Genomic DNA, 16,019 nt, shown 5'->3' with positions numbered 1-16,019 from the left:
GCTTTTGGCAAAGCCTAAGCGCTTTTATTCACTTTATCCCAAGCCATGACAGCCTTGGCATCACGCGGTGTAATGCCCGGAAATTCGGGCAAGGCTGTGGCAGGATCAAAAATCTTCCATGATCGCGCACACTTCACACCTTCGGCTTTAGCCGAAACGACTGCAACGCCTTCTATATCATCCATAGAAAACGCCGTTTCTGGAGCTGTTTCAGATTTCAAATTCACATCAGACGTGATGAAGATATCTGCAGCGACTTCACCGTCAAACGCTGCTAAAAGTTCAGCATCTGAGATATATACATCCGGTGCCGCCTCTAAGGATGAACCGATCCGCTTTTCACGACGTTCGATTTCCAACGCCCCGAGGACGACACGACGCACTTTAAACAGTTTAGACCATTTGCTCGCAACTGCTTCGTTTTTCCATTCCGCTGGCACTTGCGGGAACTGACGCAGGTGAACTGAACCAGCTTCAGGGAAGCGCAAACGCCAAGCTTCTTCACATGTAAACACCATAACAGGTGCAAACCATGCTGTGAGGCATTTGAATAATTCATCCATAACTGTGCGGCATGACCGACGACGGATATCATCGGGTGCATCACAATAAAGGCTGTCTTTGCGGATATCGAAATAAACCGCTGAGACATCATTATTGGTAAAGACTTGCAGCTCTTTGAATGCCGCTTGGAAATCATAAGCTTCAAAAGCTGCACGCACTTTTGCGTCAACTTCTGTTAAGCGGTGCAACATCCACTGCTCTAGGCTTGGCATATCTTGAACGGCGACGCGTTCGCTGTCGTCAAAACCATGTAGAGCACCAAGCAGATAGCGCATTGTGTTGCGGAGCTTACGATAGCTATCCACATTCGCTGCGATAATGTCTTTTCCAAATGCTGGATCATCTGTGTAATCAGTTGACCCAACCCAGATACGCATGATTTCAGCACCAAACTGCTTACACACTTCATCTGGTTCAATACCATTGCCCAAAGATTTGGACATTTTACGACCATCTTGAGCCACAACAAAACCATGCGTCAGCACGCCTTCATATGGGGCGCGGCCACGTGTGGCGCAGCTTTCAAGCAAGCTGGACTGGAACCAACCACGGTGCTGATCTGACCCTTCAAGATACAAGTCAGCGGGCCATTTCAAACCGCGTTTTTCGAGTGTAAATGCGTGTGTTGTTCCAGAGTCAAACCACACATCGAGAATGTCCGTGACTTTTTCAAAATCTTCAGCGTTGTATTGATCGCCCAAGAAGATGTCTGAAGATGTCACAAACCACGCATCAGCACCGCCCTGCTCAACGGCTGCAACAATGCGATCATTCACATCGCTATCATTGAGTATATCACCGGTTTGCTTGTTGACGAATAAAGTCAGCGGCACACCCCATGCGCGCTGGCGAGAGATAAGCCAATCAGGACGCCCCTCAACCATGGAGCTTAGGCGTGCACGACCTCGCTCGGGAGTGAATTTCGTTTCAGCTATCGCTGCCATTGCTTTTTCACGCAATGTTTTGCCGCTTTCATCCGCTACATCCATAGAGATGAACCATTGCGGCGTTGCACGGCGGATAACAGGCGCTTTTGAGCGCCAAGAGTGTGCATCGCGCAGTGTGGTCATGCCGCGCGCGAGCAAATTACCAGCGCCCATCACTGCATCCATGACAGCTTTATTGGCTTTCCCATCTTGGCCGCGCTTTTTGCCATCAATGCGGATAACATCTAAGCCTTCAAAACCCGGACATTCTTTTGTGTAACATCCCAAATCATCGAGTGTTTCAGGGATATCTGCTGTAGAACGTCCTGATGAGAGCCAGACATTATAGTCATCCTCACCATGGCTTGGCGCTGTGTGCACAAAACCTGTACCCGCATCATCGGTGACGTGATCACCTGAGAGCATTGGCACATCAAATTGATAACCGCCAAGGTCTGCGTCACGCAATGGGTGCGCGAGCGTCAATTTAGATAGAGTATCAGTAGAAACACTACCAACTTTTTTCCATTTAGCAGCCTTGGCTGCACCCATGACCGTTTCAACACGTGCATCTGCAACGACAAGCCTGTCACCGGGCTTAATCCAAGGCTCAAACGGCAAGTCAGCCTCAAGCTCAGTACATTCATACAGGCTGTATGCAATGCTGGGACTATAAGAGACAGCGCGGTTAGCCGGTATTGTCCAAGGTGTTGTCGTCCAGATGACTATTGCAGCACCGCTTGCCAATCCTTTTAGAACTTCATCATGCTCTTCAAGGCCACCGCGCACGAGCGTTGGGCCAATGCTGGCGATTGGAAACTTCACCCAGATCACATTGGCTTTGCGGTCTTCATATTCAACTTCAGCTTCCGCAAGGGCTGTTTGCTCCACTGGAGACCACATGACAGGCTTTGAGCCGCGACGCATTTGGCCCGACATTCCCACTTTCAGGAATTCTTCCACGATTGTCGCCTCAGAAGCATAATCCATCGTTAGATATGGATCGTCCCAATTTCCAACCACACCAAGACGTTTAAATTCTTCGCGTTGGATACCGACCCATTCGGTGGCGTATTCACGGCAAGCTTTACGAAATTCTGACGGATCGACATCGCGCTTGGCTTTGCCCTTTTGGCGAAATTGTTCTTCAACTTTCCATTCGATCGGAAGACCGTGACAATCCCAGCCCGGGATATAGTCGGCATCAAAACCAGACATTTGTTTTGTACGCACAACAAGGTCTTTCAAGATCTTGTTCATGGCATGACCAATGTGAAGATGACCATTAGCATATGGAGGGCCATCATGGATCATAAATTCAGGACGCCCTTTTGCATCTTCACGCAAAGCTTCGTAGAGGTTTTCCTCATCCCATTTTTCAAGCCAAACCGGCTCAACCTTTGGCAGACCCGCGCGCATTGGGAAATCTGTCGTCGGCAAGAAGAGCGTTTCGCGATAATCGCGGCCTTCAGGAGTATTCGTGTCGTTGGACATATTTTTTATCTTTTGATGATTTTTTGCAGAAACTGGTTAGCGAGATAACCCGGAACCGCCGAGTCGCAATTTGAGTTGCGCCTTCTAGCGGACCGGGCCAGTAATTCGCCCGAGAATTGCGCCGCCTATTTGGGCACGTATATATATGCGTATGATATTCTGCATTTTCATGGCTCAGTCCATATCAGGCTAAAAGCCTAGTGAAAAGAGACAGGAAAAAGTTTCACACGATTTCCGCCTCCTGTTTCACCAAACCTAATCAAACGACTGGCTGGCTTACCCCTGCCAACACTTGTTTTGCATTTTCAGTGTCTTTTTGTATTTGGGCGATTAAAGGCTCTAACCCGTCATACTTTTCTTCTGGACGTAGAAATTTTACAAAAGCCACTTCTAATTCTTTGTCGTATAGATCACCCTCAAAATCAAAAAGGTACACCTCTAATAGAGGATCACGGTCACCTGTTGTGGGGGTTCTGCCAAAATTGGCTACGCCCTGACGCCAATTTTTCTCACCCTCAATTCTCGTCCAAACTGCATAAATACCGAATTTGGGCTGCTGATAATCAGAAAGCTTCATGTTTGCTGTCGGAAAACCAATAGTGCGACCACGTTTTTCACCATGCTCTACTTTAGCTTCGGTGACCCAATAGTCTTTCATCATCAATTTCGCGGATTCCATATCTCCATCAGAAATAAGTTCGCGAATTTGAGTTGAAGAAATCTTCAGCGCCTCACCATGTGCACCAATTTCCATATTATTTGGCGTAATTTTATCTGTTACCAAGACATCAAAACCCATTTCATCACCAAATTTCTTGAGGGTGGTGACATTTCCCATACGTTTTTTGCCATAACAAAAATCATAGCCAACCGAGACGGCTGAAACACCTAACCCATCGCTCAAAACATCTTTTGCAAACTCAAAATCTGTGCGCCCAGCCATTTCTGCGTCGAAAGGTAGCGCAAAAGCGACGTCCAAACCGCCTTGTTTTAGCACTTTGACACGCCGTTTGAGACTCATGATTCGTTTTGATGGTGAATCTGGATTAAAAAAAATAAATGGTGTCGGATCAAACATTAACACACCAAGGGGTATATTTCTTTCCGTACACAGATCACGCAGTGTCGAAATTACACCCCGATGCCCCAAATGCAGGCCATCAAAATTACCAATTGCAACACCTGCTCCCCGAACAGATTCAGGTGCATTTTCAAATGTGTGAAACAGCTTCATTTAGATGGCCAATCCTCGACAGAAAAATTCTTGGCGAATTTTATTTTTTTGCAGAACTCGGGACCATGACTTTTGCTTCGCCCTGAATAACGATTTTATCATCCACTGAACATTTCACAGCCAATGTGACACGGTTCAGCCTGTCTTGTTTTTCAGAAACTTCAGCTCTTACCAATACCTTAGAGCCAATTTTCACTGGACGTTTGAAACGCATATTCATTTCTGTAAAGATCGCGCCAGGGCCTGGCAAATCATTTCCGAGGATTGCAGAAATGAATGATGCCGTCAGTGCACCATGCGCAATACGTGTTCCAAAAACTGTCGTTTTTGCATATTCCTCATCCACATGGAGTGGATTAAAATCACCAGATACACGCGCAAAATCCATCACATCTTGTTCTGTTACAAGGTGCTCGTTTTCGTGGCTCATGCCAATTTCTAGTTCTTCGTACGTCTTGCCTGGTTTCATTCTCATTACTCCAAATCACACCGTCAACGCGTCGTGCAATACGTTAACGTTAATACGTGAAATCTCTATTTCCCTTCACGGTTTATTTGCCTTGTTTGGTTATGACTAGTCCAAACAGACAAACTTTAGCCGCCCTAAGGAGATTTCCCATGGCTGTCGATATGTCGATGCCCGTTCTAGTCGTGGACGACTACAAAACGATGATTCGCATCATCACTAACCTTCTCAAGCAACTTGGCTTCGAGAATATCGAAGACGCTGCAGATGGCAAAGAAGCTTTCGCCAAGATGCAAGGCAATAATTATGGTCTTGTCATTTCAGACTGGAACATGGAACCGATGACCGGCTATGAGCTGCTACGCGAAGTTCGTGCAGACGACAAGCTAAAAGCGACACCATTTATCATGGTAACTGCCGAATCTAAGACGGAAAACGTGATTGCCGCTAAAAAAGCTGGTGTGAACAACTATATTGTAAAACCGTTCAACGCTGCGACACTTAAAGGCAAAATTACTGCCGTACTTGGTGAATTTTAATTTCCCTAGCTGGGCCACATCCGATCTGGGAGGATTAAATGACAGCCGCACCAAACGAAGTAGCCGACAGAGTCAGGGGAGCGATCAGCTCCCTGAAGAAAAGTAATGTACGCGATCGTCCATTGGTAGAAGTTCTTGAACTGTCTCACCAATTGGCCGACGCAATGAAATTTTTCTTTGGATCGCTAGATCAAACGATTCATGGTGAATTTAAATATATTGCTGACTTCATTCACAAGGCAAAAGATGAAATCTCTGATCTATGCCCGAATGAAATCAGTGGTGAACGCATCCCTGGTGCCTCATTGGAACTTGACGCAGTTGTCAGGGACACTGAAGCAGCAACCGAAACGATTATGACTGAAGCTGAAACACTAATGTGTGCAGATATCAGCGATCCAGCCGCATACAAAGAGCAAGTTGATGCTGCAATGATGCGCATGATCGAAGCATGTTCATTCCAAGACCTGACAGGTCAACGCGTCAACAAAGTTGTGACAACGCTGCGCCACATTGAAGAACGCGTTACCGCATTCTCAACAGCGCTTGGTGTGACCGATTCTGCGCGTGAAGAAACAAAAGAAGAAATTCGTGATCGTGAACAACTTCTCAATGGCCCTGCTATTGATGGACCAGAAGTCGCACAAGATGACATTGATGCGATGTTTGCAGAAGCACCTGATGCAAGTCAGGACGATATAGACGCCCTCTTTGACTAAGAATATTTAGTCAAAGCTGATTTTCCAATTCACACCTATGGCGGCGGTGAGCCGATAGGGTTTTGGAGGATTCCCCAAATGACCAGACCTCACCAAACGAGTGCAGGCGCGGCATAGGCAGCGTCTGCATCGTCGTTTTCCAGCAATTGAGCAGCATCTTCTAAAAAGCTCTCGCTCTCATCCATGATATCTCCGTGGATACCGCCGCCAATAAACAAGCAATCAAGCCCCTCACGCACTGCACCGCGCGCATCTGTAGCAGGGCCATCACCAATTGCGAGAATGGTGTCAGCAGACGGTCTGTAGCCAAGCAATTCTTCTAGCTTCTTATAAGCGAGATTATATATCGGAGCACCTGGCTTACCAGGACGTATCACACGGCCACCGACTTCCTCATAGATTTTAGCCAATGCACCCGCTGACGGGATTAATTCATCGCCATAGCGAAAAACCAGATCAGGATTGGCGCACAACATTTCGATTTCGCGTGCGGCCAGTTTGGTCAATTCATCGCGGTAATTTTCTGGCAAATCCTTGGGAATTTCACGCAGCCCCGTACAAGAAACAAAAGCAGCTTCCTCTATCTTGGTTGTGTATTCCATTGCTAGGCCTTGATAGAGCGGGTCATCATAGTCGGGACCGATACAATATGCAGGACCGGGCATACGTTTTTCCAGTTCGGCACGCGTTGCATCCCCTGACGTGATGACTGCGTCATAACAATCTGGTTCAACCCCCAAACGTTCAAGGCTCATCAATACACGCTCAGCAGGCACAGGCGCATTCGTAATTAAAACGACAGGTCCACGTATGTCACGATAGCGCCGAAGCGCCTCTACAGCATCAGGAAACACTTCCCGTCCATTGTGGATGACGCCCCAGACATCACATAATATGGCCTCATACTCATCTGCGATCTGATTTAAATGGATGAGACGCGGAAGTGTAGACATATCAGGATGCTCTTCAAATTTGGGATCAGACTATAAAATACTGGCACAGCAAGCTGCTATGTCGGATCAAAACCCGTTTATAAAATCAGATATAGTGCGATAATGTAGTTTGGCCTTTTGGTCCAGATATAGAGACCCGAACCCTCAAAACTCAAACAATTATGCGTTGATATTATTAGCAGCGTTTACGCGACGAATAAACTCTGGAGGCGGTGCTGTTTCTTCCAATAAAGATCCTTTAATTGGACGCGGCGCTCCAAACACATGGCCCTGCCCAAACGGGATTTCAAAATCGAGAAGTTCAATCACAGATTTCTCATCTTCAACTTTCTCGGCAACCAAATCCACACCATACCGCATAAAGACAGCAGATACGTCCTCAGGCGCAATTGAACGCACAATCCCAGATACGGGGCGTTGTCCACCCGGCACAAGTTCAGATAACAGGCGATCACCCGTCACTTTAACAAAGCGCACACCAGAAGATTGGAGTTCGGGCAGATCAAAATCCAGCCCCTCACCTTTATCTAGTGAGAAACGAAACCCTAATTCGGCCAAACGTCCCATATTGCGTGCAGCTATATTGGAACGATTATTGAAATTGCGGACGCCAATTTCAAAGATCATCGCACCCGCGAGATCTTGATTTTCACGCATAAATTCCAAAAATTGTGGGAAGTAGGTTTCATCTTCCAGAGATGACATCGCCACATTACAAAACACACCAACACGTCGGTCACGCTCTGAGAGACGGCGCACAATCTGCACACAACGAAATAAAAGCATGTTGTCGACAACGCCAAGCAAGCCCGCGCTTTCAGCCTCTGCCAAAAATTCACCCGGCATGATGACTTCACCATCAGCACGACGAAGGCGCGTAAATCCTTCATAAAAACGTACGCGTCTTTGCGGCAGCGTCACAATCGGTTGCAAATGTAAGTCTACACGGTTTTGACGCAGCGCATCTCTGACAGCTTCAAGAGCAGAAGAACCAGCAACGCTCGCTTGCGTTCCATTTTCCCGTACGCTGCTTAAGCGTGTCTCAAAACTGTCTGACATACGCGAAATCATGGTCTCAAGGCCACGCATTTCAGTGACAAGCGATTCGCGTCTATCTGCGATCTCACGTTCAAATTCATCACGTAATTCATCAGCACGGCGCTCTGTCTCATCAACCCGTTGTACGAGTTTTTTAAGTTCGTTTCTCAGTGATTGAAATTTGTCGTCGCCTTCTTTAGCAGCACCACTGCGAGAAAGAATCACATGAAATTGAGTCACCGCTAACCCAATAGCCGCCGCAATCAGTCCAGCTATAGTGAGATCAACCCCTAAATAACGATGCAGGGCTGCGCCCCCTACAATGCAGGCGGTTATATAGGTCAATGCAAGCATGACATGCGCAAATATCGGCATGAGTGCGTCCTGATTCTTTATTTGACGGCGTTAACGAAAATCAACATGAAGCTGATGCGTTTACAATCCGCTAACTGTACAACATTGAGACTATTCACCCAAAAATGAAAAGCCCTTTGTCTATTGAAGACAAGACTTTGGCACATTTTGATAGCCCCTAGCTACATAAGGTTAGCACTCAGACACATGAATGTGCTTTGAACGCAACACTATGAAAGCGAAATAGCATTGAAGCCGCTCTAGGGCTAGACTCTCAATTGTGACCTAAGCTTAACTCTCCAAAGCTGTTTGCAGGGGTGCATGACAGCGAACCTTGTAGGCTTGATAGAGAATATCGCCTGCAAGCTTTTGCGGGGGCAAAAGGGGAGCGCGGGGACTGTCGGTGGGGATCGACATGTCCCCGCCGCACTTTTCACGTAACAATTGTCCAAACTTCAAACCATAATCATCATGGCGATCTAAGAATGTGACCCAAAGTATTTTGTGGATAATTCAGTTTGCGACAGATCTAGAATCCCAGATTTGTCCCAGAAACATATCAATATTGCTGTTTTTCGTTTCTGACTGAAATTCAGATTTCCAAATCTTCTGCTCAGCTATTGAGTTCGGCGCTGGATATAATGGCGAAGCCACAACCCCACTCACCTGCGTCGCTCCAGCAAGATTACCAAGTCCACTTGGTGTTAGGCAATGTTCGACAGGGGCCGTTGCGAACCGGCTCTCACGACTAAGGCCAGCCTTTTTCGCCTGTTCGCGGATGATTTCAAGCTGGGCTTTGGATGCAACTGGCAAAACCAACATTGGCTGTTCAGCTCCCCCTTCTTTGGCTGTATTCACATCAACCAATCGCGCACCACATCCACCAATGATGAGAGATTTCTCTTCATAATCGAAGCGATATAAAACTTCAGCTCCCATTAATGTAGATTGCACCGGATAGGCATTTATCTGAAGCACGCCAGAATCGAAAATATTATGATTTTCAGGGTTAACATCCACAATAATAGCTTCAGCCTGTGCGACATCAAATGGTAAAATGCCCTGCCCATAGCGAACAGATCTATCAACGTCAGACGTTTCTAGCATAGCGTTCAGCCCTTCAATGACACGCTCTACGCCCGAAGGGCCATATACTTTCAGCATGCTTTTGCGGCCAGCTTCCAAAGATCTATCGCGTATGCCAATCAGCCCCTCGATTTGAGAAGAGCTCAAATCCGTTAGGATGACACCGTCCAGATTTTCCGTGAGTAGGCCTTTTTGCAACAATCCATCGGCAGCGCCACTAGAGGCACCAACAATAAATTCACGCCCACCAGCCTGCACCAGCAAACATGCACCTTGAGCACATGGCGTAACAACAATTTCGTCCAATGGTGGTGCTTCTTTTTTTGCATTTGCAAAATGACTTGCCTGCGCTTGCTCAAATTTAGACAAGCGAATGCCAGCTTGTCCGACAAGCAAATACCCCAAAGCCAAGAAAACCACGGCTATCAATGCGCTTATTATAACAAATCGACCCACAAATTGACTCACAGTCTAATCCTTCGCCAATGCCTGTTAAGCATGTTTTCAAGATGAGATAACACACTCTCCAGATTCGGGCATTATTTCTGCTGACATTGACCCAATTTGATCTATTTCAACACGAACTCTATCCCCAACTTTTAAGTATTTTGGCGGTTTAAAGCCCTGCCCGACACCGGCTGGCGTTCCTGTAAATATCAAATCACCCGGCTCTAGTGTCATAGCTGCACTCAGATGGGCAATTTGTTCAGATATTGAAAACATCATGTCTGCAACTTTGCCATCTTGGCGTTTTTCATCGTTAACATAACAGCGGATACGCAGCGCATCCACATCTTCAATCTCATCTGGTGTGACAACAAACGGCCCTATTGGCGCGTGCGTATCAAAACCTTTTCCCATTGTGAAATTGGATACTGCTTTTTGCCAATCTCTGATCGTGTAATCACATCCACACATATAACCACCGATAATTTCATGCGCGCGCTCGGCTGGAACATGTCTGCCATATTTTCCAATCACGACAACAAGTTCGGCTTCATAATCTAACTGATCAGACACCACCGGCATCATCACAGGAGCAAAAGGATCATTGATTGACGTGACCTGTTTACAGAACCAATTTTGCACGGGACTAACTTTACCATTCATTTCAGCCGCATGAGCTGCATAATTTTTGGCAATAGCAATAACTTTAGATGGTCTAGGCACTGGCGAATGCAACCTAACCGTGCTCAACTCATATTCAGGTGCATCATTTAAGGCACGCTCTAAAATTGTCCGCGTCTCTTCCCAGTTTCTGATGTTATCAACAATTGACGTAGACAAAAAAGGAGCGTTTTGTCTGATGTCTAAAACCATATTTTTAACCACAACACCTAATCGAGGCGCGTGTGTCGTGGACGAAGGAATGGAAAACAGAGCCAGCTTCATTGGGAGCCCTCTTATAGAAGTTTTTAGTTGTTAAGATAAACCTCCCAGATGAGGTCTATCTGCTGAGTTTGAGTCGCGTGCGTTACGAGGTGAATATATGTCTCTTGGATTTAAAGCACAGGAAATAACTGTGCGGGAGTTATTTTCTGAAACAGACAGCCTTTTAATGCCGCCTTATCAGCGCGGATATTCTTGGACTGAAAAAGAAGCATTAGAACTTGTCGCCGACCTTCAGGACGCAATGGAAAGAGGTCGCCCTTATTTTTTAGGTGCGATTGTTGTTGTTCAAAACTCTCCCAAAGATCCTGTTGAAGTTGTTGATGGTCAGCAAAGGCTTGCGACATTGTCCATTCTTTTTGCGATCTTGCGTGATCTTTCTCCCATAAGAGACGAAGCAAACCGCCTGCACGATATGCTAGAAGCCAAAGGCTCGCTAATGCGGCCTTCCTATTGGAGGCTGACCTTAAATAATGTCGACACTCCAATCTTTAGAGAAGTTATCCAAAAACGCGGTGCGACTCCTGAAGCTGAACAATATATTACATCCAGCGCGACACCTCAGCACATTCTGAGCAATACCCAAGCCATGCGGGAAATGCTGACAGAAATGTCAGATAAAGAGCGCTCAAATCTTTCAAATTACATTCTACGCAGATGTGGTCTTGTGCGTGTAAAAGTGGAAGACCGCGACATGGGATACACGGTGTTTCGTGTTTTAAACACACGCGGTAAACAGCCAAGCGCAAACGATATCCTCAAATCAGAGCTTTTTGAACTCGCTGGATTTTCACTTGATGAAGCTGCCACGCATTCAATCGCATGGAATAAATTTGGTCGCCGGCTGAATGCGACTGGTTTTGACGAATTGCTCAAATTCGTATGGACACTACACGGCAAGCCTGGTGATGATATCCTGTCAGGATATCGCGACCACATCGTGCCGGAAATGTCGGCCCGCGTATTCCTCGAAGATATGCTCCCCCGCTATGTTGATGCTTTTGAGTTGATATTGGGGCTAAGACAACCCGGTCAGGGATTTCCGCAGCAAGCTTGGAATCACATGTTGCATCTACGCAGTTTGGAGCATTCCAGCTGGCGCATACCTGTGCTCAGATACATGATTTCCGGTGATCTTTCTCCAGACGTTTTGACCAAATTTTTCAGAGAAATGGAACGTGTTGCATTTGCTATGCAGCTGACACGTCCTGACGGAAACTTCCGTTTACGTCGATATAATCGCATATCAAACGCAATTGAAAATGGCGATGATCTATTTGCGGAAGACTCCGACCTTATTTTAAAACCTGAAGAGAAGAAAATGCTCAGCGAGCGCCTTGAAGGCCGTTTCGCAACTTACCGACAGCGACGCTCTTTAAGCTTGCGGATCAATTCGATAATCAATGACGGCGTGGCCACACCGCCAGACTGGGACGCAACGTTAGAACACATATTGCCGCGTAATATGCCTGCCAAATCAAATTGGACAAAGATGTGGCCTTCAACAAACCAACATCGTGAATTGGTGGATAGTATCGGTAATTTCACCCTACTCAACAATGCTGAAAACCAAGAGGCTGACCGCCAAGATTTTGAAGCGAAGAAAAAGCTCTTCTTCAAAAATGGTGATCCCAGTTTTGCTTTGAGCCGCGACATTCAAAACATTGATGAGTGGACGCCGACAACAGTAAGAGAACGCGGCCGCAGACTCGCCGACCTGCTTCGCGCAGAGTGGGAGCTGTAGAGAAATGCATAAAGTGGATGATCCAACGCAAGGGCCAGAAGAAGAAACAAGTTTTGATGTTTTCCGCCAAATAGATATCCGCGTCGGCACGGTTATAGAAGCAGCTCCATTAGAAGGCGCGCGTAAACCTGCTTACAAACTCATCATTGATTTTGGTGAAGGTGTTGGCGTCAAGAAAACGTCAGCCCAGATTACGCATAATTACACACCGGAAGACCTTATTGGTCGTCAAGTTATGGCTGTCGTGAACTTTCCGCCTCGTCAGATTGGAAAATTTATGTCTGAAGTGCTGACATTAGGTTTTCCTGATAAGGAAGGCGAGATTGTCCTTGGACACCCCGCCACCTCAGTGCCCAATGGTGCTAGATTGGTGTAGCGCCGATAGGTGCCCAAGCCGCATCATTTTACAAACTGAACTTTCATAGTGCGGTAAGTTGCGGCCCGCCAGAGCCATTCCATCGGGCCATAGTAAAAATGCCGAAACCAAATATGTGCTGCCACGATCTGAAGTGCGAAAAAGACTATCGCCAACGACACAGCAACAGGCTGAGACATAGTGGCATGCAGATTTAGACCGAAACTGTAAAACACTGGTACGAATATCAATGACTGCAACAAATAGAGTGTTAGAGTCATGCGGCCTACAGGGGCAAGAAGATTCAGATATCGTTGTGCAACTCCGTGATAGAGCGTGATAAAACTTAGAACCCAAAATGACATCAGACTAACATTGAACCAACCTGAAAGTATGGAATTCCACAATGTGCGGGGCATAATCATTTCAGAAGTAGCTGGCACAAAATTGACCAATGCACCATCCGTCATATTCAATCCAAAATACAAGATCAAACACGCAAAAGCAGAGACTAACACACCTATCTGACGTAATTTCCGGTATTTTTCTGGTTCGCTGAAAAAGCCAATTTTACCGAGCACAAGACCAATAACAGACAATCCCGCTATTTGACTCATACGCCCAGATTCAAACATAAACAGCCATTTAAAACTTCGACCTTCTGTCCAATTTGCTTGGACAGTGGCCAATAGCGTACCATTATTTGTGTACACGTCCGGCATGCTACCTGACCAATATCCAAAGGGCTGATTTGCCCATGTCTGCCCCTGAAGACCACTAAACATCTGGATGAACATATAAGGCTGCAGCAACATGAATACACCAATGGCAAGCAGAAGCGGCACGGATTTCACAAAATAAAACGGGATAACAAATAGTCCCATTAGAGCCAACACCTCCAGAATATCACCGCGATAAATCAGGCAATGGCACATGCCGATAAGACCAAGTACAATCAGCCTCCAAATGAATCTGATTGTAAAATTCTGCCCTTTCTTAGCTGCCCTATCCATAATGATAAAAAAGCTAACCCCGAAGGTTAGTGCCAACATAGCAAAAGCTTTTCCACCAAACAGGGTAAAAATCAGCTCATGCCAAAAGAGTTCATTGGGATCACTGGAGGGATGCGCCCACCACAACTCAAACAATTCCGGCATGTGGACGATGAATATTCCAAACAAAGCAAATCCGCGCAATGCATCCAAATTTTCCATCCGCTTTGAATATGAGATTGTTGTTTCACTCATCAGCCCTATCGCCCCCTTCGGTTCATTGTTCTTTATTTTATTTGTTCATATCGCATATCAATGACAACGTTATCAAATATTTTAGAAAAATACAATTCATCCTGATTCCAACTTAAGGGTCTGAACAAAGCTCTTTTCATTTTTAAAAATTGGTATTACCAATTATTTAGATACTATCTTACAAATTATACCAACCTACAGGACAAAAAATGGCACACTGGCGTTTGGCAATCACTTCACAAATTCTTGGTCTTTGCTTGTTTGTCGGCAATGCATCTGCTGAACTTCCCCAACTTGTCAGCCATAACGGTGTTGAACAATTGCATGTAGAAGGTGCCCCTTTTTTAATATTAGGGGGAGAATTGGGCAATTCATCTGCATCCAATCGCGAACAACTCCAGCCCCATTGGGAGACTTTTCAAACGCTTGGAATAAACACAATCTTAGCCCCGATTAACTGGGAAATGATTGAACCTAATGAGGGAAATTTCGATTTTTCAAGCCTAGACTGGCTCATTGAAGATGCGCGAGAGCATGACATAAAACTGGTCATTTTATGGTTTGGTAGCTGGAAAAATTCAATGTCCAGTTATGTCCCAGCATGGGTAAAACGTGACTGGAAACGCTTTCCCCGCGTACAAACAGCCGACGGGAACACCACTGAAATTCTTTCCGCGTTTAGTGACACCAACGTTAACACTGATGCGAATGCATATGCAGCGATGATGAAGCATTTAAAAATGGTCGATGCTGAACAAAACACCGTCATTATGGTTCAAGTGGAAAATGAAATTGGCATGCTTCCCGATGCACGCGAGCATGGCCCCATTGCTGAGAAAACATGGGCAGGCAATGTTCCCCAACAACTAATCGAACACCTCATTGCCAACGAAGATGCACTCACACCTGAAGTTCGTAAGATATGGACAACGCATGGTAAAAAAACAGCCGGCAGTTGGGCTGATGTCTTTGGAAAAACACCAGCAGCAGAGGAAATTTTTACTGCGTGGCATTATGCGATATACGCTGACAAAGTCGCAAAAGCGGGAAAGTCAGAATATAATCTGCCAATGTATGTTAACGCTGCGTTGGATCGCCCTAATGTTCTTCCGGGGAAATACCCATCCGGCGGCCCTCTTCCTCATCTTTTGGACATATGGAAAGCGGGCGCACCGAATATAGATTTTCTAGCACCCGACATTTATTACCCCAATTATGTAGAACGCGTGTCTGAATACGTTCGCCCCGGCAATGCGCTTTTCATTCCTGAAGCCAATCGCGCGGGACGTATAGAATCTGGACCTGATTTATTATATTCAATCGGTGAATTGGACGCGATAGGCTATAGTCCTTTCGCAATCGACTCTATAGAAGACGCAAAAAATGAGCCGCTAGGACAAGCATACAAAATGCTGTCAGATCTTGCACCTCACATATTGGAATTGCAAGGAACAGATCACCTTCGCGCTTTTCGCCCAACATCAAATTATGAAGGGGAATTAGACCTATCTGACCGCACAGCCATATTCGGCAATTATGAGTTTACGATATCATTTGGTTCACCTTGGAGAGACAAATCTGAACAGTCACCCTCAGCGTATGGCGCAATGATCATTCAAACGAACGACGAAGAATTCTATATTGCAGGCCGAGGCGTTACGGTGAAATTTAAATCACTCAACACAGATGGCAGTGTTGCCGGCATAGAAAGCGCAATTAATGGGGAATTTATCGAAGGTGAATGGAAAGCCGGTCGATGGTTTAATGGCGACCAAACCCATCAGGGACGCCACATTCTTCTGGATACGGAAAAATACTCCATTCAGAAAGTCAAACTATACACTTACCAATAAAAATAAGGCCAGCCCATGAAAATGCGCTGGCCTTATCCTCTATATCAGATTGCAGGCA

Annotated in this window: 13 protein-coding genes; 5 read left to right on the top strand and 8 right to left on the bottom strand. The window is 46.0% G+C overall.

The window, feature by feature from the left end; genetic code table 11:
• Positions 1-14: 14 nt before the first annotated feature.
• From ileS to HBAL_RS04910, 3 genes are all read right to left on the bottom strand, one after another.
• Positions 15-2,984: an isoleucine--tRNA ligase gene (gene ileS / locus HBAL_RS04920; RefSeq protein WP_015826826.1), complete on the bottom strand. Its 2,970-nt coding sequence runs from the start codon at positions 2,982-2,984 to the stop codon at positions 15-17.
• A gap of 259 nt (positions 2,985-3,243) precedes the next feature.
• The gene (locus HBAL_RS04915) at positions 3,244-4,218 is read right to left on the bottom strand and encodes a bifunctional riboflavin kinase/FAD synthetase (protein ID WP_015826825.1); all 975 of its coding nucleotides are present in this window, start codon (positions 4,216-4,218) and stop codon (positions 3,244-3,246) included.
• A 40-nt stretch (positions 4,219-4,258) separates the two neighbouring features.
• Positions 4,259-4,687: a MaoC family dehydratase gene (locus HBAL_RS04910; protein WP_015826824.1), complete on the bottom strand. Its 429-nt coding sequence runs from the start codon at positions 4,685-4,687 to the stop codon at positions 4,259-4,261.
• A gap of 149 nt (positions 4,688-4,836) precedes the next feature.
• Here HBAL_RS04910 and HBAL_RS04905 point away from each other — a divergent pair, with 149 nt between their 5' ends.
• Together HBAL_RS04905 and HBAL_RS04900 are read left to right on the top strand one after the other, a co-directional pair.
• On the top strand, positions 4,837-5,223 hold the full coding sequence (locus HBAL_RS04905; protein WP_015826823.1) for a response regulator: 387 nt from the start codon (positions 4,837-4,839) through the stop codon (positions 5,221-5,223).
• A gap of 38 nt (positions 5,224-5,261) precedes the next feature.
• On the top strand, positions 5,262-5,942 hold the full coding sequence (locus tag HBAL_RS04900; RefSeq protein WP_015826822.1) for a protein phosphatase CheZ: 681 nt from the start codon (positions 5,262-5,264) through the stop codon (positions 5,940-5,942).
• Between the two features lie 89 nt (positions 5,943-6,031).
• Here the strand turns inward: HBAL_RS04900 and HBAL_RS04895 are convergent, their stop codons facing one another.
• The 4 genes from HBAL_RS04895 to HBAL_RS04880 all read right to left on the bottom strand — a co-directional run bounded on the left by HBAL_RS04895 (position 6,032) and on the right by HBAL_RS04880 (position 10,765).
• A complete protein-coding gene (locus HBAL_RS04895) occupies positions 6,032-6,895 on the bottom strand; it encodes a TIGR01459 family HAD-type hydrolase (protein WP_015826821.1) in 864 nt (287 codons plus the stop codon).
• A gap of 159 nt (positions 6,896-7,054) precedes the next feature.
• Positions 7,055-8,308: an EAL domain-containing protein gene (locus HBAL_RS04890; protein WP_015826820.1), complete on the bottom strand. Its 1,254-nt coding sequence runs from the start codon at positions 8,306-8,308 to the stop codon at positions 7,055-7,057.
• 492 nt (positions 8,309-8,800) lie between these two features.
• A complete protein-coding gene (locus HBAL_RS04885) occupies positions 8,801-9,841 on the bottom strand; it encodes an MBL fold metallo-hydrolase (protein WP_015826819.1) in 1,041 nt (346 codons plus the stop codon).
• A 36-nt stretch (positions 9,842-9,877) separates the two neighbouring features.
• Positions 9,878-10,765: a fumarylacetoacetate hydrolase family protein gene (locus tag HBAL_RS04880; protein ID WP_015826818.1), complete on the bottom strand. Its 888-nt coding sequence runs from the start codon at positions 10,763-10,765 to the stop codon at positions 9,878-9,880.
• A 97-nt stretch (positions 10,766-10,862) separates the two neighbouring features.
• Here HBAL_RS04880 and HBAL_RS04875 point away from each other — a divergent pair, with 97 nt between their 5' ends.
• Positions 10,863-12,506, top strand: a complete 1,644-nt coding sequence (locus HBAL_RS04875; RefSeq protein WP_015826817.1) for a DUF262 domain-containing protein — start codon at positions 10,863-10,865, stop codon at positions 12,504-12,506.
• A 4-nt stretch (positions 12,507-12,510) separates the two neighbouring features.
• A complete protein-coding gene (locus tag HBAL_RS04870) occupies positions 12,511-12,882 on the top strand; it encodes a tRNA-binding protein (RefSeq protein WP_015826816.1) in 372 nt (123 codons plus the stop codon).
• A 23-nt stretch (positions 12,883-12,905) separates the two neighbouring features.
• Here HBAL_RS04870 and HBAL_RS04865 read toward each other — a convergent pair whose 3' ends face one another.
• Positions 12,906-14,108 (bottom strand): DUF418 domain-containing protein, encoded by a 1,203-nt coding sequence (locus HBAL_RS04865; protein WP_015826815.1) that lies wholly within the window; start codon positions 14,106-14,108, stop codon positions 12,906-12,908.
• Positions 14,109-14,317: 209 nt separating this feature from the next.
• On the opposite strand from HBAL_RS04865, the gene HBAL_RS04860 reads away from it, so the two are divergent.
• Complete coding sequence (locus tag HBAL_RS04860) at positions 14,318-15,961, top strand: GH35 family beta-galactosidase (RefSeq protein ID WP_015826814.1); 1,644 nt, start codon at positions 14,318-14,320, stop codon at positions 15,959-15,961.
• The last annotated feature ends 58 nt before the right edge of the window (positions 15,962-16,019 follow it).

Origin of the sequence: Hirschia baltica ATCC 49814 (genome assembly GCF_000023785.1) — a bacterium.
GTDB lineage: Bacteria > Pseudomonadota > Alphaproteobacteria > Caulobacterales > Hyphomonadaceae > Hirschia > Hirschia baltica.
This window is presented reverse-complemented; position numbering and strand designations above follow the sequence as displayed.

What these genes read in the sequence shown, in the direction of transcription:
- HBAL_RS04870 (WP_015826816.1), top strand. Translation starts at nt 12,511, where the DNA reads ATGCATAAAGTGGATGATCCAACGCAAGGGCCAGAAGAAGAAACAAGT.
- HBAL_RS04860 (WP_015826814.1), top strand. Translation starts at nt 14,318, where the DNA reads ATGGCACACTGGCGTTTGGCAATCACTTCACAAATTCTTGGTCTTTGC.
- ileS (WP_015826826.1), bottom strand. Translation starts at nt 2,984, where the DNA reads ATGTCCAACGACACGAATACTCCTGAAGGCCGCGATTATCGCGAAACG.
- HBAL_RS04895 (WP_015826821.1), bottom strand. Translation starts at nt 6,895, where the DNA reads ATGTCTACACTTCCGCGTCTCATCCATTTAAATCAGATCGCAGATGAG.
- HBAL_RS04875 (WP_015826817.1), top strand. Translation starts at nt 10,863, where the DNA reads ATGTCTCTTGGATTTAAAGCACAGGAAATAACTGTGCGGGAGTTATTT.
- HBAL_RS04880 (WP_015826818.1), bottom strand. Translation starts at nt 10,765, where the DNA reads ATGAAGCTGGCTCTGTTTTCCATTCCTTCGTCCACGACACACGCGCCT.
- HBAL_RS04915 (WP_015826825.1), bottom strand. Translation starts at nt 4,218, where the DNA reads ATGAAGCTGTTTCACACATTTGAAAATGCACCTGAATCTGTTCGGGGA.
- HBAL_RS04910 (WP_015826824.1), bottom strand. Translation starts at nt 4,687, where the DNA reads ATGAAACCAGGCAAGACGTACGAAGAACTAGAAATTGGCATGAGCCAC.
- HBAL_RS04890 (WP_015826820.1), bottom strand. Translation starts at nt 8,308, where the DNA reads ATGCCGATATTTGCGCATGTCATGCTTGCATTGACCTATATAACCGCC.
- HBAL_RS04865 (WP_015826815.1), bottom strand. Translation starts at nt 14,108, where the DNA reads ATGAGTGAAACAACAATCTCATATTCAAAGCGGATGGAAAATTTGGAT.
- HBAL_RS04900 (WP_015826822.1), top strand. Translation starts at nt 5,262, where the DNA reads ATGACAGCCGCACCAAACGAAGTAGCCGACAGAGTCAGGGGAGCGATC.
- HBAL_RS04905 (WP_015826823.1), top strand. Translation starts at nt 4,837, where the DNA reads ATGGCTGTCGATATGTCGATGCCCGTTCTAGTCGTGGACGACTACAAA.